Below are 18,494 nucleotides of genomic sequence, written 5' to 3' on the forward strand. Positions count from 1 at the left end.
CCCGCCGATCGAAGTCAGCGGGAAGAATCCAGATAATCAATAATTGCCGTTGTAGTACCGGTCGTCGCAGGGCGCGGTATAGATGCGGCCGTAGCGGTCCTGATAGCGGCAGAGCTGGCCGCCGCGCGGCTCGGTCGGCGTGGTGGCGCTGCCGACAACCGCCCCGAGCAGGGCACCGCTTGCAGCACCGATGACAGTGCTCTTGGTGTTGCCGCCGATCGCCTGGCCGACCAGCGCGCCGCCGGCGCCGCCGAGCAATGCGCCGGTGGTGGCACGCTGCTGGCCTTCGGTCTGCGTCTCGCAGCCAGCGAGCGCCGCGGCCATTAGTACCGCGAGAATGGCCTTCTTGATAAACATCACTCGAACTCCTCTGAAGCCCCGAGGACTGACAGGCTGGGGCGAACAAAACCCCGAGTGCGGTCGCATTGCGGCGGAACGGCGGCAGACCCCGCTCACGAAGTGAATCACAGTTTCCCGCCGGTTGAACGCCATGGTTGCCAAATGGGAAAGTTATGCGGGCGATGGTGACCAGCCGCGCGTTCAGTGGATCTTCAAGCGCACCAATATGGAAGCTTGGCTGCGATGGTCCGGATTTGCCTCGATGTGCTCGAGCGACGTAGGTTGCGGAACCGCTATGCCGTCCTCGATCATTCCTACGACGTGAAAGGCCAGGGCTTCCTCGGCCAGCTCGCGCGCCTCGTCAACAGTGGCGCCGGCCGTGATCAGCCCGGGAAAGTCGGGAAATGACACGCCGTAGTCGCTGTCGCCTTCCTGATGGACCAGCCCGACATGTTGCTGCATCTCAGTTTCCCTTGCTCGAGGGCGATCGACCGCTAGTTTAAATTGCCGGCACCAAGGTGCAAGGCGATGGACAAGTTTGCAGAGGGTGGCAATCCGCCTGCGGGGAGGCGAAGGGTTCGCGCTGCGCAATACCTGCGTATGTCGACTGAGTATCAGGCCTACTCGATCGAAAATCAGCGGGATGCCATCCGCGACTATGCGGACCTCATGGGCTACGACATCGTCGCCACCTACGAGGACGCAGGCCGCAGTGGGCTCAACCTCGAAGGCCGTCCCGGCCTTCAGCAGTTGCTGGCCGATGTCGAAATCGGGAGAGCCGATTTCGAGACCATCGTGGTGTACGACGTAAGCCGATGGGGACGATTCCAGAATATCGATGAGAGCGCTGCATACGAGTATCGATGTCAAATGGCAGGTGTGCGGATCGAGTTCTGCGCCGAACAGTTCGCAAATGACGGCAGCATCGGATCCGATGTGCTCAAGGCGATCAAGCGCAGCATGGCTGCTGAGCACAGTAGAATGCTGTCGCAGAAAGTCTTCATTGGCCAGGCGAGGCTAATCCGGATGGGCTTTCGACAGGGCGGCAAGGCAGGGTTTGGCCTGCGGCGCCTGCTTGTCGATCAACATGGGCGTCCCAAAGGCGTCCTGTCGTCCTACGAGTACAAGAACCTGCAGACGGATCGCATCGTTCTGATCCACGGACCGCCTGACGAGGTCGCGACTGTACGATGGATCTTCAACCACTTTGTCAGAACAAAAAAATCACAGCTGGAGATTGCCCGAACGCTCAACAAGCGCGGCGTGCTGACCGACCTGGAGCGCCCCTGGACGCGAGAATCTGTCCACTCGCTGCTGACCAACGAGAACTACATTGGCAACAGCGTCTGGAACAGGGGCTCGACCAGGCTCAAGAGCCATCGGGTCCACAATCCTCCCGAACAGTGGCTTCGGGTGGAGAACGTCCTAGAGCCGATCGTCGATCGCAAGCTATTCAGGCGCGCACAGATTTTGCTCAAGACTATCCACCGCCACATGTCCGATCAGGAGATGTTGGTCGCCCTCGAGGCGCTGCTGGCACGCCGTGGTGCCCTATCCACCTTCATCATCGACGCCGCACCCGATTGCCCGCCCGCCCAACGATACTCGTGGCGTTTTGGAACCCTCGTCAAAGCCTATGAGCTGATCGGATACCAGGCGCCCAAGAACTACCGCTACATCTACGTCAACCGACGACTGGACACAGTGAAGCTGCAGGCGATTCAGGAGTTCTTGGCCGCAGTCGAGGCGCGAGGCGCGGTTGCGGCCTATGACGCGGAGACAGGCGTCGTGCAGATCAACGAGGAGCTTATTGTGGCGATCGCAATAGCGCGCTGCAGAGCCTCCTACTTCGGTTATCCAAGATGGTTTGTGAAGGCTGATCGGCAACCGTTGCCGGACATCTATGTCCTGATCCGGATGAATCCCGGCGACCTCACCATTCGAGACTACCTGATTGCTCCGGCCCGTGAGATCGCCGGCAAGCGTGATCTGCACGCCCACAACGGAGCGCTTCTGGATTCCTATGTTTTCCCCACATTGATGCCGCTGCTTGCTCTGGCGGAGCGGGTCGCTGTCGAGAGCGCAACATGAGGTCGAAGCGGCTGAGCCGGGAAGCTGCCCACAAGATTCTCCTCAACAACGGCCGCCGACATGTCGGGGCGTTGGCCTCCGATCAGCTACGCCCGAAGATGCGCCGTTCCACTCCCGAGTTCCTTAGGATTTACGACGCCGAGTGCAGGCGCAAGCGTGCCTTCATCGCAGAGGTGGAAGAACTGGAGCAACGTTTGGACAGGATCGCCGTGGCGGTACGCCTGATAGCAGGCGACGGGCAGTTCCGCGACCTGTTGGCATCCGAAGGCCTTGCTACGATGCCAAATACATTGGCGCGGAGAATCAGCGGCACGCCGCCTGCGCAGACCTCATCGCAACTCATCTCTTCCGACGCCAATCCGATTTCAGCCGGCGAGATCTGCCCGGAGGTCCTCGATCTGCTGAGGGACTGCAGCGGGCCGGCAGGGCTTTTCGCGTTGCTGCGGACGGTGCTTCCGGTCCGGCAAATAGAGATTGCGCGCTCAATGATTGCCAGGGGGCCGGTCAGTCTCAACTACGTGAAGATGCTCGTCGCCCTCACGCAACGGTCGCTCCTGGTTGAAGATTTCCGTCCGCAACCTGAGCTCGCCAGCCTTTCCGAAGACCGGAGGGGAGAAATGGAGTGCGAGTTGGCCAACCTTAGCCGCGCATTTTTGAATGCGCTCGACCGGCGCGGGCCAGCGAGCCTGGAACTCGTCGCCGCCTGCCGCTATTTTGACCGGCTGATGGATAATTCCAGAGTGGTGCGGTATCTGGCACGCAATTTCCCTGGTCGTTTCGAAGAGTTTCATAACTTGACGGTTCTCAAATAGATTTTACTCGTCGCGCCAAATCACACGCCTTTCCCATCGTATTTCCTTCAGGCGCCGGAAACGGATGCTCACAAGCTCCTGTCGGTAGGGATGGAAGAGTTCCGCCGACATCCACTCCCGCTTGCCGCAGGCCTGACAACGTACCCTTTCTCGCACCTGGTTTATGGTGACATTGCCGATCACCTCGCGGAGCTCGATCGGTTTGTAATGGCGTGTGATATGGCAATGGCCGCAGGAGATGCGCGCGATCTGCCCTGCCTCATGGGCATGCATCAGCGTCCAAGCCTGGCCTCGTGGCCACTTTTCGGGTTGTTCCGGCATCCTCTGAAATGAGGAACATATTCCCATGCAGTCAAGGTGCGTCTTGACTCTTTGTTCTCTTTTCGTTCACTGTTTGCGAAAGGAGACAGAACCATGAAACCGATACGTGCGACCGAAGCCGAGCAGCCCGAAATCTACGCAACCGTCAGGCGCGAAATGCCTGCCATCCACCGAGCAGCTCAAAAGATGGCAAAGCACCTGCGTGGACTGTCAGATGTCAGCCAGAAGCAGGCGATTACAGAACTCACGGCCGCCTGGATCATGGCGATCTACCCCGACAGCCTTAACCTGGCGATATCGCTTTCGGATGCGATGCGCGACCAGACCGACATCGATTTGCAGCAAGCCTTTGAAACCAGGCGACGGAAATTGAGCAATTAATGGTTGCCCGCAGCCGTAGCATTCCGCCGCCAACGATGATCGATCGCGATATGCCGCACCAGGTGGCGCTGCCCGACGACATGTGCACGGCACACAACTTCACGCTGATCCGGCGGTTTCTTGAGGAGCAAGGGCTATCTTGCCGGACGCGATCCGTGATCGCGATCTGGAAGACGGCAAGCAGGAGCAATGGCGACTGCATTGTTTCGCTGATCGCGATGCCGCCGCCGCATTCCTTGACCACTTCGGCGGGATCATGTTCGATCCCAAGCGCGACAGGGAGAATGGACGCGCACGTGGCGCCTGGCGTCGCAAGGGCGTCTATCAGCGGATTTTCGACATTGGACCGCTCAGTGTGCCGGAGCCTCTCCGCAACTGAACTCAGGCGCGCTCTGGCCGTACCGTTTCAACGGACAACGATCCCGCCGGCGAGGGTCGCAACAACTCTCTCTCCGGTCTCGACAAATCAAGCCACGCTGACCAGTTTTCGGGCTGAAGAACGACCACCTGGCGATTGTGATATGGCGAGACATCCGGCCCGGGATCGGTCGTCAACATGGTGAAGGTGGGCGGCTTGTTGCCGGCCGCTTCCCGCCAGAGCCCGGCGATAGCCAGGAAAGGAGCGCCGTTCAGAGTGAAGCGGTGTTTCGCCTTCGGGTATTTGGTGCCAGTGAATTCGAAGAACGCCGAGGCCGGGACCAGACAGCGTTTGCTGTCGGCGAAACGACGTCCTTCCGATCGGAAGTTGAACACCGGTCCTCCCTTCGGGCCGGCCGGCGGAAACCCAAACGTCATCGACGCAAGTTCAACTCCGTCTCCGGCAGCGAGCATGATCGGCGCCGGATCATTGATGCGGATATCATCAGCTTGGGGAAGATCGAGTTCAGTTTGATGAGCCGGGATCTTCAGCGCCAGCGAAGCCATCGTCCGGCAATATTCGGCCCAAGCGACATGCTGCTCATAGTCGTTGCACATGCTGTCCCCACAAAAGCAATACGAACGGGGCCGTCCGTTGCCATGCTAGGCGGATTTTCGCGCGGGCTTTGCGTTTGCCCGCCCCTTGATACCCTCCGCAGCGAGGCTCTTCTTCAGCACTGCAGCCAGGTCCACCACGTTCTCCCTGGGTTTCGGCGCCGGCTTGGGCGGCTTCTTGCCCTTGCGCTTGGCGTCGATCATGGCGATCAGCGCATCCTCATAGGTATCTTCGAATTTCGAGGGGTCGAACTTTGTTGCCTTCTTGTCGATCAGCAGCCCGGCAATTTCGAGCAGATCCTTGTCGTATTTGGGGCTTTTCACGTCGTCGAAGATGCTCTTTTCTGAAATCATCTCGTTGTGGGTTCGTAACTCGGTCAAAAGCATTCCTTTGCCGAAGGGCTGGATAATGACTTCCCTGCCCCGCTGGTACAGCACAACACAAGATCGCGCCGCGACCCGCTTCTTGGCCATTGCTTCTCGCAGCACCGAAAACGTCTCAACAGCGGCGCCATCGGCCGGGATGACGTAATAGGGCTTTTCCAGATACCTCGTGTCGATCTCATCGATCGCGACGAAGCCCTCAATGTCGAGCGTATGCTGCGACGTGAGCTTCAGCTTTTTGATCTCGTCCGGCTCGATTTCGAGGAAGTCGCCCTTCTCAACCTCGTAGCCCTTGATCTGATCTTCTGAAGGAACGACGTCGCCGGTACCTTCATCGATATAGGCGCTCTTGACCGGCAGGCCGTTTTCGCGGTTCAGAATCTTGAAATGGACCTTCCCCGCCTCAGTGGTTGCTCCCACCAGCTTTACGCTGCATGCGACCGATCCGAATTTCAGGAAACCTTTCCAAACCGCGCGCGGCGCTGCCATGTTTCATCCTCCGTTAGGTGAAGAAACACTGGCACCCGCGGGGGGGTTCCGACTTCGTTCAGTTTCCTAGAAATCGATAAGCTTTTTGAGCCTGCCACCCGCGAGGGACGAAGGGCAAGCTCTCGGACTGTGGGCAGCCCGAGAATAACGCGCCATCTGGCGAGGGTGCGTCACCCGACAAGGAAGGCTGCCAGACGCCTTACGTTCCATCATCGCGTAAGCCCTGTAATGGCGCCTGTCGCAGGTAGTCTTCGCCGCGCATGTGTTTCACTCGCCCTATTAGGACCGGCCGAACTTATTGCGTGGCGGGCCGGTTCGGCGAATCGTACTCGTCGACAGCGCTTGGTCGGTTCCCGGAGGTCCCTGTACTTGCCCCGCAACGCCAGCAAGATTGAAGACGCGTGCGCGATGACGATCGGCGGTGATATACAGCAGCAGGAAGAAGATCGGTCGCCAAAGCTCTCACGGCTAGTGCTTTGCAGTCACTCAGGTTGGCTGTGGCGCGCGAGGAATTGGTGCACGAGTTTCGGCAGGTGGGTTTCAGCCACTCCGCCATCGCCTCTTCTTCCCGCAAGATGCCCTCGCAGACCCGCTGCGTCTCGATATCGCCCGCCTCCTCGGCCGTCGCACTCAGGATTCGATAGCTCGCGATCTCCATGTGCTCGAACGTGTAGCTTGCGAGAGCGCCTTTCAGGACTTCGTCGCCGACAAAGAAGCCGCTCAGTCCCTGGGCGGTCGCGAGCATCTTGGCGCCTGCGTCCTTCGCAACGATGTGCTTTCGCCCATACGTTCGAGGCACTCGCTGACGCGTTTGGCCTGCCGACGGGTTTCCTCCAGATGAAGCGAGAACCTGTCACGCAATTCGGGGTAGTTTTGGAGCCGGCTAACCTGGGTGCTGATCATCGTTTCGGCCTGCTCTTCCATGACGCTGACCTGCGGGAACTGGGGCGTCAGACCTATCGCGATTGGGACATCACGGACGCCGATCTGCGACAGAAATGGAAGAAGGGCGACAAATCGGAGTTCTATCCATACGGGGACAATTCAATCTCAATGGACGAGCTCATGCTACAGATGGCGGGAGCAGTCGATCAATTCGCGGGCAGAGCTGAGACTGAGTGAGCATCCGATTGTGCCGCCCGCCCGGAGGGCGATTCATCGTCGGTGGGTAGGCCCGTGGGCCGGTAAAGCTCATTTGGCAGGATTCGCGATCGCCAGTCCCCCAATGCACAAAAGATCCGCGGCCTCCTGTGAACGGCGGATCGCCCTCTCTCAGCGAATTTGCAGAACTCTCAAGCACACTACCAATGCACGCGCTTCGGTGATCGGCCTGCCCCCGCGCGTTGCCACTGCGCACCCAGGCTACTCCAGCACCTGCCCATCGGCTTTGACCGGCGGGCTTTTTCTTTTGTTGACATGGGACGCAACCAAAGGCGAGTTTGACGGCGTTTGAGGGATCATCCGATTTTGAGAGGGTCTCGTGCCAATTCATCAAAGAGCCCGAGAAGCTGGCATCTTCAGTTCTTCGGACCTAGCGCTGCTCGGTCGCGTGTTCGACAAATTGAAGGTCGAACATCAGTCCCCCGAGCGACGCGAAGCCCTCGCATCTCGCCTTCTGGCCAACTACCTGGCAGGGATCAGGGACGAGGCGGAACTGCTGTCAGTGTCAAAACAGCCGCTCGGTCGCTAGATGATACTCCTCACGTTACGGCCGGACAGGTATTGGCGATGAATCTTCTGCTTTTTCTCAAGCAAATGTACGCTGGGACCGGCTCGCATAATCCTGTGTCATGCGCGAGCCGGGCTTTTGGAATTCCTAAGGACGCCAGCTAGAGCCGCCCACCCGGGAAATTCCCCTCGTTAATGCTCCCGAGCTACAGCCCATTAGTCAAAACTGCATTAGAAAGAGCTTTGTGCGGGGTTCCTGGGCTCGGGCGGACCATCCGGGAAAGGAGAGCGTAAGCAGTTTGAGGGAAGATGGCCTCGGCTTCGGTCGGCGGGCTTTTTTCACTTTCTGTTACGCATAATCTAAACCCGAAACCTTGCCGCTCACAATCAGTTCGGCGCGATGCATGGGGTCTCCCATGGGTCATGGAAGAGCGACAAGAAAGATCTTGGTCCGGCGGCTAGTTAAGGAGACGGGGGTTCCGAAGAACAAACCCGAGAGCTCATCAAGATGATCGGCACTGGCTGGGCATCGCTCCTGCGAGAAGCGCGCGCTTTCTGCAGCGAAAGTAGCGATCCCGCGGAACATTCCCGCCAACTCGATGTTCGATAGCCGCGGCGCATGCCCCTCCCAGCATTTTACCGCGTCGCGTCGGGTTTCGGCAATTTTCCCGACATGAGCCCGCATCGCCCTCCCCCCGGTGCGGGCTCTTTCATTGCTGCACACGCAGTTCCGTCACGAGCGCTTCAAGAGCTTTAATGTTCTCTGCGTAGGATGTCGCCTGGCCAGGATACCATCTGCTGGCGATAGAAAGACACCCACTTCGGCAGGTCGGCATCGGGAACGTTCCTCGCCAGACGCCCTTCTCCAGCGTGAAGGTGCCGGCAACGAATCGTAAGTCGCTATTGTCTTCGTGGTGCAAGTCCACGTCGCGTCGTCCATCGTCGCGTTATAAGTTCGCGCCCCTGAAACAAAAGCCGCATTCCGATCGTTTGCCATTAGCAAGCCAGCGCGGTGCGCCATTCCATCCACCTGGATCAGGAAAAGCGAATACGATCCCGCAACCAGGAGCTCTCCGGCTGGTTCGTGGCCAGCGGCAAGCACGCCTCGCACGGTTCTATTACGAATACGGCGACGACGGGGAGAGACTCCTATGATTGAGGTGCTTTATGTCGACGATGACCGCCAGGACGAGCTGATCGCCAACGTCAGACATGAGCCTGTTCAGTATTTTGCAGGCCTTCTTGACTGCCTTCTGGATTCGAGGCGGTCGCGTTTGAGAGGCTGCTTTGGTCGCGCGAAATCCCAGCTGGCATCCTTGCCGCAGCCGGCATTCACATGCCCACGCGGGCCGCGCGGACGCTGCCGCATGGCGTCGCCGGGGCGTGTCGTTTCGTCGCTCGCTCGAAATACTCCAGGTTGCTCACATACCCGGTTTCGACCCTCACGCGCGGGTCATAGTCAGGGCGGTGATCGATTGCATGATGCTTCGGCTGCCAGATGGCGTTCAACACGCGGCCGCCATTTTCAGCGACCTCGTTCAGCAGAAGGCGCTGCCTGTGCTTAGTGAATGTGTCTGACGAGCTCCTGTGAAACTGGCAGCTCAACCGCGCCATTGATCGGGATGTCCAGCATGATAAGGCCTCCCGAATGCTCGTCATCGCGGACCCAGGAGCGCAGTTCGTTCAGGCCGGGCCGTCCCTCGAGCCGCCGACCGCGTCCGCCGAGACTCTCTGCGAGCTTGGCGAAGTCAGGCGAGGCATAACGTGCATGGCGTTCCGGGAGACCCTTGTGTCCCAGCGTATGACGCTCCTGTCCGAAGCCTTCATCATTGAGAATGATGATCGTAAGCGGCAGATCGTACCGGACGGCTGTATCTAGATCGGCCATGTTCATCATAAGCGAGCCGTCGCCGGTCACCAGTGTCACACGCTGTCCGGGCCGCGCGAAGCAGGCGCCGATCGCAAGACCGAGCCCTTGGCCGATGCAGGCGAAATCGAAGGAATAGGCCCAATCGCGTGGATTTCGGACAGTCAGTTTTTGGCAGATCGCCTGGGCCGAGTGGCCGCCGTCCGCCACGATGATGCGGTCAGGGGGAAGTACATCTTGAAGAACATCAAGCGCGCGCCGCGGATCGACGTGTCCGTTCTCGGCATCTGCGTAGTCCTGGCGCCGGCTGAGGCCCGGCAGTCGCGGTTGCGCATGCGCCTTGCCGCCACGGCGGCGTACCGCCCCGCAAAGCCGTTGGGTGGTGAGACGCGCATCTCCCAATAGCGCCAATGTAGGCGACGCATACGCCCCGAAAGCGGTCGGATCGGCGTCGATCTGAATGATCTTCCTGTTACGAACGAGCTCTCCGTGGTTCGTGGTCCACTGGTTGAGGCTCGCGCCAACCGCGAGCAAAATATCGCAATCGCTGAGAGCTTCCTCGGCGATGCCTTGGCCGAGGCCACCGCTGACCCAGACTGCGAATGGATGGTCGCTGCATATTCCCTTTGCAACGAGAGAGCTTGCGATAGGCGCGCCGAGTGCCGTTGCGAGCTCTCCGATCACGGCATCCGCCCCGGCGAGCACCGCACCGCGTCCGGCGAGGATAGCTGGGCGTTCGGCTTGAAGGAGAAGGTCGGCGGCGCGGTCGACCGCAGCTTCCTCCGGCTCACTCGCCATGGGAGCTGAAGGACGCGCGTACGACCAATCATCGCTGAGGTCTGTCGTCTGAACATTGTAAGGCAGGTTCAGCACAAATGGTCCGAGACCGGCGTGTAGATGCCTGAATACCGCGTCGAGCGCGGGGGCAACCATTTTCTCGTTCTCTATCACCACTCCGGCGCCTGCCGTCGCGGTCGTGAAAGCGCCCTGATCCAGCCGCTGCGGATTGTGCATGTCGCCGAGTGAGGTCTGCCCCGCGAGCAGCAGAACGGGCGACCGATGATGGCGCGCGACTGTCAGCGACGTCGCGGTGTTGGTCAAGCCGGGGCCTTGCGTCACGGAACCGAGGCCCGGCCGGCCGGAGAAACGGGCATAGCCATCGGCCATCGCCACGGCGTTCTGCTCGTGCCGCGCATGCACGAGCGTGCGGCGATGACGTTCCGCGAACTCCACCATGAGGTCCATGTTGCCATCGCCCATGAGACCGAAGATTGGACTGTCGGTTGCGTCCGATATTGCCCGCGCGACAGCTTCGTAGACTTTCATGTGAAAACCTCCATGGAAAACACTTGAATGCCGCTTCCGCCGAACGGCACCGTGCAAGGCAGTTCTCATTGCGGCCGCGTTTGACGAAGTAACTCCTTGGCCGGCGGGGCGTTGCAAGTCTGCCCTACTAATCTCAATCAGGATGGTTCACCTTGAGATTGCTTCAGAAATGGAAAGGACCGCGATGCCGGTTCGCGACTAGAGGTCTCGACCAGAGGCGCTGTTCGCTAACTCCTCGAAATATGCCCTGAGGGCGCGAGCAACATGACGGCCGAATCTGCCGGCTGCACCGATCACAAGGATCATTATCGAACTGCACTCAGCCCGGTCGCGGCAAGCCTTGGCGCGCAGGCACCTGCACTTCCAAGTCCAGCGTCGTCAGCGCCTTTCGGAGCGGCTTTCGCCGTCGCGCAGTTGTTTCGTCCTGGCGGTCGGAGTTGTCCTTTCAGTGCAGCCCTAACGCTTAAGATTAGGCCTGATCGCCTCGACCTCTTCTCGCGTGTTCGTATCGGGTAATTCGCCCGCGCTCTCCGGATTTGGTGCGGGATTCTCACGCGTATCTCTTGGCGGCTTTCTCTTAGGCTTGACGCCGGGCGGATTGGATTCGCCCCCTTTTTTCTGCTTCAGCTTTTTCGGCACCTTCTTGACCTCGCACAAGCATCGAGACGCTGCAGCGATATCATTGAATGCCGCTGCGGACGCTTTGGCGGAACGTTACATGCGAGCAGTTGGTTCCTACCTAGATAAGATGCAGCGGCGGGGGCTGGAACCGATCGGAGGCATGTTGAAGATCAGCGGCTATATGACACGTGTGTCAAGGTGGCCAACCCCGACCAGTCAGTCTGCGACGGCACGCAGATAACGGACAGGTTTGACGTCGAAGCTGTTCCAGGAGGCGAGAAGGACCGAGCGGTCGGCAGCGATAAACCGATCGCGACGTGGTGCTTCGCATGTGGCGTCTCCGCGCAAGACCCGCTCACGTCGTTCCACCGACAGATTGACCACCTGTTCGATGACTTCTTCGCGCCGATAGCCGAAGCGACTACGGCCGGCGATCTTTGGCCGAGCGTCGATGCCAACGTGGTGGAGAAAAGACACGCCGCCTTCTTTTCGACGCCTCAGGATCGAAGCAAGGAACCTAATCAACTCGGCGCGGTTCGGGCGCTTCACGCGCCTCGGAGAAGCCGAATGACGAAAATTCACCCGCAATCATTGTCCCGACGTGAAGTTATGGCCGCGGCGGGGGTGGGCATAGCCGCCGGCGTGGCGGGGGACGCCCGTGCACAGCAGACAAGCACCAAACCTTTAGAGAACGGTACCGCGATGCAAGACCCCCGCTCCAAATACCCGAAGCCGCCATTCGAAGCACAGAACCAGCCCTGGCCGGGTCTGGCACGCGACATGAAACCCAAACCCGACCATGGAGAGACGAGCTACAAGGGATCAGGCCGGCTTGCGGGCCGCAAAGCCTTGATCACGGGCGGCGATTCCGGCATGGGCCGGGCCGCTGCAATTGCCTATGCACGCGAAGGAGCGGATGTCGCTATCAATTACTATCCGACCGAAGAACCCGACGCCAACGAAGTGATCCAGCTCATACGCGATGCCGGCAGGACCGGCGTTGCTCTGCCCGGCGATTTGCGGGAGGAGGCGTTTTGTCAGAAACTGGTGGCCGACGCCGTGCAGCAGCTCGGGGGTCTCGACATTGTCGTTTGCAATGCCGCCAGGCAGCAGGCGAAGCCCACGATCCTTGACATCACGAGCGAGGATTTTGACGCCACGATAAAGACGAACATCTACGCACCGTTCTGGATCATCAAGGCTGCGCTGCCGCATCTGAAGCCAGGATCCTGCTTAATCGGCACGACGTCGGAACAGGCCTACGACCCTTCGCCCGACCTCTACGACTACGCCCAAACCAAGGCCGCGACGATGAACTCCGTGAAGTCCTTGGCAAAGCAACTCGGCCCCAAAGGTATTCGCGTCAACGGCGTGGCGCCCGGGCCGATCTGGACCCCGCTGCAGATAAGCGGCGGCGCGTCAGAGGAAAAGTACAAGAAATTCGGCAGCACGACCGTGCTGGAACGGCCGGGGCAGCCGGCCGAACTGGCCTCCATCTACGTGCAGTTGGCGGCCGACGACGCGAGCTTCACAACCGGAAACATCTACGGGTCCGGCGGAGGACAGGGACAACCGTGACAAAAAGATAGCGGCGGCGCCAAGTTCGGCGCCGCCCTGTCACGCTTGAGCGTTCTTAGCGACCCAGAGGCTCTCAACAATTGCCGTTGCATATCGGTCATCGCAAGGCGCAGTGTAGATGCGGCCGTAGCGATCCTGATATCGGCAGGGCTGATCACCGCGGCGCTCGGCGTGATGGCTGAGCCGGCCACGGCGCCGACCAGTGCGCCGATCACCGTGCTCTTGGTGTTGCAGCTGGCGTCCAGTGATTGTGGTCGTGCGGGCGGGCATTGCGACCGCAGTGCCTACACCCACTACCTCGAAGCCAGCTTCAAACCCGACTTGATGTCGAGCAGTATTATAGTTTCGTCTTCAACAACGCGAACCGCGCTGTCGATCATGAAGTATCCCAAATTGGTGCGCACTCAACTGCGGAGGAGATATTTCAGTTCCAGTTAGAATGACCATAGAGACGCGAACGCGGAGTTGTTGCTGCCAGGGATGGTTGCAACTGAGCGGTGGCGACGAAATGACCCCCGATCGCTAAGCACAGCGGTACCCTATTGAGCTGAAAGTGCGCGCTCTTTCCGTCAGACTTGAGTTCCCGGCTCCCTGTCGAAGGCAGCATAGTTGGCAACGCGGGCAGCGGCCAGCGAGATCAACCGAGCCGTTGCTCGTCGTCGATCAGCTCGAGCCTGGATGGGGCAGCGTCACCCCATCGCCACAGAACGAGATTCAAGTCGCCGATTGCGGCGCCCTTGGCAAAGCTCGGCACGAGCAGGCCATTATAGTCTTGCGCGACCAGCTCGCGGGCAAATCGCTGCGTATGCGCCTCGCCATGGCCTCTCATCTGATCGCGCCATGTCGGGTCGGCGAGGGCCGCCGCATCGAGACCCATTGCTGCAAGAGCAGTGCCGTCACCTGCGTCGAAGACGGCCTCGATCTCGGCACGATAAGCGACCAGCGTCGTCGGCTGCAGATCGCCTACCTGGTTGGCTTCGTGCAAAGCCGTCAGGACCGAGGTCGACGCATAGAGCGCCGGCATGCCTTTGGGGTTGAAACGTCCTCCATAAAGCTCGGCACCGCGTCCCGACATAGGCTCGCGGGCATACACCGGATTGAGAGCGCGGTAGAGCCGGCCTGAATAGGTGATGGCGGCGATCGTCAGGCGTAGATCCCCGCATCGACCGCGTCGATGAAGTCGAGGATCTCATCGGCTCGACCCTCCCGCACGAGCTGCATGGCCGTCTGCCCCGAAAATCCCGGCAGCGGCTCGGACCGATACCAGGCATAGGCCATGAGCGCGGAGCCAAATCGCGGCTCGACCTTGTTCACGATTTCCACCATCTCGCGCAGGCGGCGCTGCGTCTTGGCTGAGCGCACCCGCTCCCGGCGCTGGACCGCGTCTTTCCCCAGACCAGCCGTACGCGCGATCTCCTCGCTCGTGGTGCGGAAAGCGTCCGCCATCTTCTTCGGTGCGAACAAACCGTTATCCGCATATCGTGCCAAGCCCATTGCAGCACCTCCGTGCACTGCCAAAAATTATGACGCAATATAGCGTCAGTTAGGTCGACATTTCAAGATCTGCCCGGCTTCTCCCCGCAACGATGGCCGTTCCAGCGATCAGGCCTCCACGACCCCACGGCGGACTGCGCAGGGTGTTCGGCAAGATCGACCAAATCTAGACGCAAGCGGGAGCAACAGAGACAGCTCAATGATGACATTTGGAATCTTTCCGTTCAGCGATTCCGCCAGCGGAACGCACGCGCTTCTTCCTCGTTTTTGGCTCTGAGGGAACCATGAAACGGAGACAGAACGATGAGAAGGCTTTTGTTACCTGTTGTGACAGGCGCGCTTGTCGCCTTGTCTGGCGCAGCTTTCGCCGACACTCCCGTATCCGCCGCTACAAACCTTAACGTTCGAGCCGGTCCCGGCTCGCAATATCCGGTCATCGGCGTGCTGCGGGCGGGCCAGACGGCCACACTGAACGGCTGTCTGCAAAACTCGAAATGGTGCACCATCGCCGAGGCCGGTGGTCAAGGCTGGGTCTATTCCGATTTCGTCACCGCAGAATTTGGCGGCAATCGGGTCGTCTTAACCGAGCGGCCGGCCAATTCAGGCATCGCGGTGGTGAAAGCTCCTCGCGATCAGGCTAATGCCGGAGCCGTCGCCGGCGGCGCTACCGGAGCGATCGCCGGCGCTATCATCGGTGGTCCAGTTGGCGCTGCCGTGGGCGGCGCGGCGGGGATCGTGGGCGGCGGTGCGGCTGGTACCGTGATCACTCCCCCCGAACAGGTGCGCACCTACATCACCGAGCACCGGGTCAAGCCTGTTTACCTTCAAGGCAAGGTTGTGACAGGCGCGACCCTGCCTGCGACGGTAGCCCTGCAGAAGATCCCGAACTACCGGTACCGGTATGTCTATGTGAACAACCGACCGGTGCTGGTTGAGCCGTCGACGCGCCGCATCGTCTATGTGGAAGGCTGAACGTGCCATTCGACAGTGAATACCGACCGCCGGGCGAGTTGCACGGCGGTCAAGCCGAGGCGGGCTCGACGGCAACACACGACTGCGAACAACGACACCGTCGATTTATGGTGAACATCTCCGGCGTTAGCGTGGGCTGGCCTGCGTCGTTCACGCAATGCCGCCGAGACAGACATGTTTGATCTCGGTAAACTCCTCGATTCCATGGCGCGACCCTTCCCGGCCCAAACCCGAAGATTTGACGCCGCCGAATGGAGCTTCGAGGTGAGACCGGTGTTGAGACCGACCATGCCGTATTCCAGGGCCTCCGCGACGCGAAACACGTGCGACAGGTCCTTGGCATAGACGTAGGAGGCAAGGCCAAATTCGGTATCATTGGCCTGAGCAATAACATCTGCCCCATCCTTGAACTGAAACAGTGGTGTCCGGCCGGTTGAATGCCGGCGCGGCGACACCATTGTCTCAGACTTCGGTCCTTAGGAGCCATACGCATCGCTTTTCGCCGTTAGATCCGCAGCTTGAGTGCAGCTGGCCTATGCGAAACGCGCAAACCAGCAGTTAATCCGGTGATTGGGTTGCCATGGTCGTCAACGCCTTCATAACCGCCAGCCCGTAAACCAGCGTCTTCCTTTTCACGAGTGTCGCCGACGGCGAAGCCTTCCTGTCCCCGTGGCGGATAGTGTTCGATTACCCAGCGCTTTTCGCGCGCCGAGGAGCTGGCGCCGCCGAAGCTGGTGTCGGTCGATCTCGGAGCCTGCCTTCTATCGGAGATCAGGGCCAAGTCGCATCTGGTCGTCAACGACAGCGCCTTCTTGCGCAGCTTCGATCCCGATTCGATCAAGATCTTGCTGCAACTCGAGGCCACAGCCGCTTCGATCAGCGACAGGTCAACACCGCGACATAGTCGCGAAACCCGCCGTCGCGATGGACGCCCATCACTCCCAAGTTGGCGCAGACGCTGGAGCGGCCGATCTGGCAGGCATAACAATGGCCGCAGGACACGACGGGATCGACGACCACGTAGTCGCCGACGGCGAGGCTGCCGACGTCCTCACCTTCGCGCATCAGCTGCTGACCGCCGGATTCGAGCTGCGCCTGATCTCGTCGCGCGCCCTGATGCGAACGCGAGAGGCTCTTCACAACGGCTGGGACAAGAACGTTCCGAAGGACGCGCATCTCATCCTGCACACACTGCGAATCGCTAGGCTATGTCGATCCACCGGCAGCCGGTCGCTTCAATCATTTTCGCCCAACAAATCACGTCCTTCTGCCCAGCGAATGCACCTTGCGACCTACCCAGTTCAGGACCGCGCGGCTCAGTTGCTGGACGGGCAATTTTGTGTTCCCGTGGTCAAGGCATCGTGCTGCCGCTGACCGGAGTGCCCCGCGAAGGAATATCCGTTTCCTTGTCAGCCGGCGAAGCGCGGCTCCGGCACGCCGCGCACGCCGACGTCGAGCGCCAGCAGCGAGCCGGCCAGCGGCTGAGCCCGCAGATCGGCCTCGTTGGAATCCCAGATGGCTGTGGTGACATAGAGCGTCGCAAGATCCGGGCCGCCGAACATGCAGCTCGATGGACGCTGCACCGGCAGTTCTACGATCCGGTCGATCGAGCCGTCCGGCGCGTAACGTACCAGGCGCCAGCCGCCCCATTGCGCGTTCCACAGATAGCCATGCTCGTCGATCGTCGAACCGTCAGGCGTTCCCGGCTGCTCGGCGGTCGAGGCGAAGAGCCGGCGATTGGCGATGGTCCCAGCGTTGTGATCGTAATCGTAAGCGTAGATCGCGTTCTCCGGAGTATCGGCGAAATAGAAAATGCTGTTGTCGAGGCTCCAGACCAACGAATTGGAGATGCAGATTCCGCCCACCAGGCGCGTCACCTGCAAGTCGGGATCGAGCCGATAAAGCGACGCGCTGTGGTCCTTGAGGTTGTCGTCCATCGTGCCGGCCCAGAATCGGCCCTTGCGGTCGCATTTGCCGTCGTTGAAGCGGTTGGTGGGGATGTGCGCTTCGGGTCTGGCGATCCAGTCGATCTTTTCGGTAGCTGGATCGAAGAAGGCCAGCCCGCTTTCGAAGGCACAGACCAGCCCGCCTCTTTCGCGCAGTGCGAAAGAGCCAATGCGCTCGGGGAAGTGCCATTCGCGAACCTGACCGGTGGCATGGTCGAAGCGGCGCAGCCGCTTGCTCTCGATATCGACCCAATAGAGCGCCTGCTCGGCCACATCCCAGACCGGAACCTCGCCAAGCTTGTCGCGCGAGCGGAAGACTTCCGTGACGCTGCTCATCCCCCATCCTCTGCCGCGCCACACAAAAATGCCATGGAAGTCTCGGTCCCCTGCCCCGGCGCAAGCACCGTCAGGCCACCCAAATCCGGCAGGTTGTGGCCGTTAGCCGAGTGGCTCATCGGTTCGAAGCAGAAGAAGTCCTCGCGGTAGTGCGGATCGAACATCGTGTCGGAGATGAAAAGGAAATAGCGCGACAGCATCGGAGCGGTCTCGATGCACAGCCGCATATGCCGTTCGGGCCAGACGATGGAGGCCGCGCCGTCCCAGCCTTCAAAACCGTTGTTGACCCAATGGCGCGGCAGCGCTCTCGGGTGGTTGAAATCAAGTGCCTCGGGCACTGAGGTGCGGGCGTCCGGAAGCCAGCCCGCTTTTTCCGTCCAATAAGCCTTCGCCGGTGCTTCAAGCGTGGTTGCCGGCGTCAGCGGAAAATAGGGATGCCAGCCGAGCCCGAACGGCATCGGCCGCTGGCAGAGATTTGTCACGCCAAGAATCGCCCTGAAGCTCACCCCTTCGCATTTGAAGCGTTGCGTGGCGCGATAGCGATAAGGTTCTCCCTGAAATTCGAACGACAGCGATGCCTCGGCGTCGCCGCGATCCTCGACGGTCCAGTCGCCAAGCCAGCCATCGCCGTGCAGGTAGTGCTTGTCCCAAGGCGTGTTGGGCTTCAGACGATATTCGGTCCGATCGAACAGAAAACGATTGCCTTCGACCCTGTTGCCGAACGGGACGAGCGGAAAACAACCGGCGTTCAGCGGATCGCGATCCGAACCTTCTGGTGGAGGGCGCAGCAGCGCTTGCCAGCCGTCGCCAAGATCGACCTCCAGCCGCCAGATACTCCCGCCTTGCGTCGAGAGCACGCAGCGAAGTCGGTCGCTGGCGATCTCGATATCGGTCATG

19 protein-coding genes and 4 pseudogenes are annotated in these 18,494 nt (G+C 60.3%); 8 read left to right on the top strand and 15 right to left on the bottom strand.

All coding sequences use genetic code 11. The features are described from left to right. Positions 1–36: 36 nt before the first annotated feature. The gene (locus LB529_RS26545) at positions 37–357 is read right to left on the bottom strand and encodes a YMGG-like glycine zipper-containing protein (RefSeq protein ID WP_224638615.1); all 321 of its coding nucleotides are present in this window, start codon (positions 355–357) and stop codon (positions 37–39) included. Between the two features lie 183 nt (positions 358–540). Beyond that, positions 541–801: a type II toxin-antitoxin system HicB family antitoxin gene (locus LB529_RS26550; protein WP_224638622.1), complete on the bottom strand. Its 261-nt coding sequence runs from the start codon at positions 799–801 to the stop codon at positions 541–543. A 66-nt stretch (positions 802–867) separates the two neighbouring features. On the opposite strand from LB529_RS26550, the gene LB529_RS26555 reads away from it, so the two are divergent. Together LB529_RS26555 and LB529_RS26560 are read left to right on the top strand one after the other, a co-directional pair. Next, positions 868–2,430 (top strand): recombinase family protein, encoded by a 1,563-nt coding sequence (locus tag LB529_RS26555; protein ID WP_224712765.1) that lies wholly within the window; start codon positions 868–870, stop codon positions 2,428–2,430. Further along, complete coding sequence (locus LB529_RS26560) at positions 2,427–3,242, top strand: plasmid partitioning protein RepB C-terminal domain-containing protein (RefSeq protein ID WP_224638624.1); 816 nt, start codon at positions 2,427–2,429, stop codon at positions 3,240–3,242. Before LB529_RS26555 ends, LB529_RS26560 begins: the two co-directional genes overlap by 4 nt. A gap of 3 nt (positions 3,243–3,245) precedes the next feature. On the opposite strand, the gene LB529_RS26565 is transcribed toward LB529_RS26560, so the two are convergent. After that, positions 3,246–3,515 (bottom strand): hypothetical protein, encoded by a 270-nt coding sequence (locus tag LB529_RS26565; protein ID WP_224638626.1) that lies wholly within the window; start codon positions 3,513–3,515, stop codon positions 3,246–3,248. 141 nt (positions 3,516–3,656) lie between these two features. Here LB529_RS26565 and LB529_RS26570 point away from each other — a divergent pair, with 141 nt between their 5' ends. Continuing rightward, positions 3,657–3,944 carry a hypothetical protein gene (locus tag LB529_RS26570; protein WP_224638628.1) on the top strand — a complete coding sequence of 96 codons (288 nt, stop codon included), beginning with the start codon at positions 3,657–3,659 and terminating at the stop codon, positions 3,942–3,944. A gap of 139 nt (positions 3,945–4,083) precedes the next feature. Then, positions 4,084–4,323: a hypothetical protein gene (locus tag LB529_RS26575; RefSeq protein ID WP_224638629.1), complete on the top strand. Its 240-nt coding sequence runs from the start codon at positions 4,084–4,086 to the stop codon at positions 4,321–4,323. 2 nt (positions 4,324–4,325) lie between these two features. Here the strand turns inward: LB529_RS26575 and LB529_RS26580 are convergent, their stop codons facing one another. From LB529_RS26580 to LB529_RS26590, 3 genes and pseudogenes are all read right to left on the bottom strand, one after another. Further along, positions 4,326–4,919, bottom strand: a complete 594-nt coding sequence (locus LB529_RS26580) for an SOS response-associated peptidase (protein ID WP_224638630.1) — start codon at positions 4,917–4,919, stop codon at positions 4,326–4,328. A 45-nt stretch (positions 4,920–4,964) separates the two neighbouring features. Next, positions 4,965–5,789 (bottom strand): Ku protein, encoded by an 825-nt coding sequence (locus LB529_RS26585; protein WP_224638632.1) that lies wholly within the window; start codon positions 5,787–5,789, stop codon positions 4,965–4,967. Between the two features lie 482 nt (positions 5,790–6,271). Continuing rightward, positions 6,272–6,713, bottom strand: a pseudogene (locus tag LB529_RS26590) (ferritin-like domain-containing protein). Between LB529_RS26590 and LB529_RS26595 the strand changes: the two are divergent. After that, complete coding sequence (locus LB529_RS26595; RefSeq protein WP_224638845.1) at positions 6,627–6,911, top strand: hypothetical protein; 285 nt, start codon at positions 6,627–6,629, stop codon at positions 6,909–6,911. The pseudogene LB529_RS26590 and the gene LB529_RS26595 sit on opposite strands and share 87 nt — an antisense overlap. Positions 6,912–9,018: 2,107 nt before the next feature. On the opposite strand, the gene LB529_RS26605 is transcribed toward LB529_RS26595, so the two are convergent. Further along, the gene (locus tag LB529_RS26605) at positions 9,019–10,650 is read right to left on the bottom strand and encodes a thiamine pyrophosphate-binding protein (RefSeq protein ID WP_224638648.1); all 1,632 of its coding nucleotides are present in this window, start codon (positions 10,648–10,650) and stop codon (positions 9,019–9,021) included. Positions 10,651–11,973: 1,323 nt separating this feature from the next. Here LB529_RS26605 and LB529_RS26610 point away from each other — a divergent pair. After that, a complete protein-coding gene (locus LB529_RS26610) occupies positions 11,974–12,849 on the top strand; it encodes an SDR family oxidoreductase (protein ID WP_224712766.1) in 876 nt (291 codons plus the stop codon). Between the two features lie 39 nt (positions 12,850–12,888). Here the strand turns inward: LB529_RS26610 and LB529_RS26615 are convergent. The 3 genes and pseudogenes from LB529_RS26615 to LB529_RS26625 all read right to left on the bottom strand — a co-directional run. Beyond that, a pseudogene (locus tag LB529_RS26615) lies at positions 12,889–13,079 on the bottom strand (hypothetical protein); the annotation flags it as partial. Positions 13,080–13,486: 407 nt separating this feature from the next. Then, on the bottom strand, positions 13,487–13,981 hold the full coding sequence (locus tag LB529_RS26620) for an RES family NAD+ phosphorylase (protein WP_224638833.1): 495 nt from the start codon (positions 13,979–13,981) through the stop codon (positions 13,487–13,489). Between the two features lie 11 nt (positions 13,982–13,992). After that, the gene (locus tag LB529_RS26625) at positions 13,993–14,343 is read right to left on the bottom strand and encodes an antitoxin Xre/MbcA/ParS toxin-binding domain-containing protein (protein WP_140541390.1); all 351 of its coding nucleotides are present in this window, start codon (positions 14,341–14,343) and stop codon (positions 13,993–13,995) included. Between the two features lie 303 nt (positions 14,344–14,646). On the opposite strand from LB529_RS26625, the gene LB529_RS26630 reads away from it, so the two are divergent. Beyond that, a complete protein-coding gene (locus LB529_RS26630; RefSeq protein ID WP_224638650.1) occupies positions 14,647–15,315 on the top strand; it encodes a DUF1236 domain-containing protein in 669 nt (222 codons plus the stop codon). Positions 15,316–15,465: 150 nt separating this feature from the next. On the opposite strand, the pseudogene LB529_RS26635 reads toward LB529_RS26630, so the two are convergent. The 3 genes and pseudogenes from LB529_RS26635 to LB529_RS26645 all read right to left on the bottom strand — a co-directional run. Further along, positions 15,466–15,737 (bottom strand): annotated as a pseudogene (locus tag LB529_RS26635) (aldehyde dehydrogenase family protein); the annotation flags it as partial. A gap of 83 nt (positions 15,738–15,820) precedes the next feature. Beyond that, positions 15,821–16,156, bottom strand: coding sequence for a hypothetical protein (locus LB529_RS26640; RefSeq protein ID WP_224638652.1), 336 nt, complete (start codon positions 16,154–16,156; stop codon positions 15,821–15,823). A 35-nt stretch (positions 16,157–16,191) separates the two neighbouring features. After that, the gene (locus tag LB529_RS26645) at positions 16,192–16,380 is read right to left on the bottom strand and encodes an alcohol dehydrogenase catalytic domain-containing protein (protein ID WP_224638653.1); all 189 of its coding nucleotides are present in this window, start codon (positions 16,378–16,380) and stop codon (positions 16,192–16,194) included. On the opposite strand from LB529_RS26645, the pseudogene LB529_RS26650 reads away from it, so the two are divergent. Continuing rightward, positions 16,375–16,515: pseudogene (locus LB529_RS26650) on the top strand (IS110 family transposase); the annotation flags it as partial. The gene LB529_RS26645 and the pseudogene LB529_RS26650 sit on opposite strands and share 6 nt — an antisense overlap. A 209-nt stretch (positions 16,516–16,724) precedes the next feature. Here LB529_RS26650 and LB529_RS26655 read toward each other — a convergent pair. Together LB529_RS26655 and LB529_RS26660 are read right to left on the bottom strand one after the other, a co-directional pair. Further along, positions 16,725–17,597 (bottom strand): SMP-30/gluconolactonase/LRE family protein, encoded by an 873-nt coding sequence (locus LB529_RS26655; RefSeq protein ID WP_224638663.1) that lies wholly within the window; start codon positions 17,595–17,597, stop codon positions 16,725–16,727. Continuing rightward, complete coding sequence (locus tag LB529_RS26660) at positions 17,594–18,493, bottom strand: aldose 1-epimerase (RefSeq protein WP_224638666.1); 900 nt, start codon at positions 18,491–18,493, stop codon at positions 17,594–17,596. Before LB529_RS26660 ends, LB529_RS26655 begins: the two co-directional genes overlap by 4 nt. Position 18,494: the final 1 nt, after the last annotated feature.

This window comes from Mesorhizobium sp. CA5 (genome assembly GCF_020165105.1).
Lineage (GTDB): Bacteria > Pseudomonadota > Alphaproteobacteria > Rhizobiales > Rhizobiaceae > Mesorhizobium.

Bases quoted from the DNA above. Each gene is read 5' to 3' on its own strand.
- LB529_RS26545 (WP_224638615.1), bottom strand. From the start codon at position 357: ATGTTTATCAAGAAGGCCATTCTCGCGGTACTAATGGCCGCGGCGCTC.
- LB529_RS26550 (WP_224638622.1), bottom strand. From the start codon at position 801: ATGCAGCAACATGTCGGGCTGGTCCATCAGGAAGGCGACAGCGACTAC.
- LB529_RS26555 (WP_224712765.1), top strand. From the start codon at position 868: ATGGACAAGTTTGCAGAGGGTGGCAATCCGCCTGCGGGGAGGCGAAGG.
- LB529_RS26560 (WP_224638624.1), top strand. From the start codon at position 2,427: ATGAGGTCGAAGCGGCTGAGCCGGGAAGCTGCCCACAAGATTCTCCTC.
- LB529_RS26565 (WP_224638626.1), bottom strand. From the start codon at position 3,515: ATGCATGCCCATGAGGCAGGGCAGATCGCGCGCATCTCCTGCGGCCAT.
- LB529_RS26570 (WP_224638628.1), top strand. From the start codon at position 3,657: ATGAAACCGATACGTGCGACCGAAGCCGAGCAGCCCGAAATCTACGCA.
- LB529_RS26580 (WP_224638630.1), bottom strand. From the start codon at position 4,919: ATGTGCAACGACTATGAGCAGCATGTCGCTTGGGCCGAATATTGCCGG.
- LB529_RS26585 (WP_224638632.1), bottom strand. From the start codon at position 5,789: ATGGCAGCGCCGCGCGCGGTTTGGAAAGGTTTCCTGAAATTCGGATCG.
- LB529_RS26595 (WP_224638845.1), top strand. From the start codon at position 6,627: ATGAAGCGAGAACCTGTCACGCAATTCGGGGTAGTTTTGGAGCCGGCT.
- LB529_RS26605 (WP_224638648.1), bottom strand. From the start codon at position 10,650: ATGAAAGTCTACGAAGCTGTCGCGCGGGCAATATCGGACGCAACCGAC.
- LB529_RS26610 (WP_224712766.1), top strand. From the start codon at position 11,974: ATGCAAGACCCCCGCTCCAAATACCCGAAGCCGCCATTCGAAGCACAG.
- LB529_RS26625 (WP_140541390.1), bottom strand. From the start codon at position 14,343: ATGGGCTTGGCACGATATGCGGATAACGGTTTGTTCGCACCGAAGAAG.
- LB529_RS26630 (WP_224638650.1), top strand. From the start codon at position 14,647: ATGAGAAGGCTTTTGTTACCTGTTGTGACAGGCGCGCTTGTCGCCTTG.
- LB529_RS26645 (WP_224638653.1), bottom strand. From the start codon at position 16,380: ATGCGCGAAGGTGAGGACGTCGGCAGCCTCGCCGTCGGCGACTACGTG.
- LB529_RS26655 (WP_224638663.1), bottom strand. From the start codon at position 17,597: ATGAGCAGCGTCACGGAAGTCTTCCGCTCGCGCGACAAGCTTGGCGAG.
- LB529_RS26660 (WP_224638666.1), bottom strand. From the start codon at position 18,493: ATGACCGATATCGAGATCGCCAGCGACCGACTTCGCTGCGTGCTCTCG.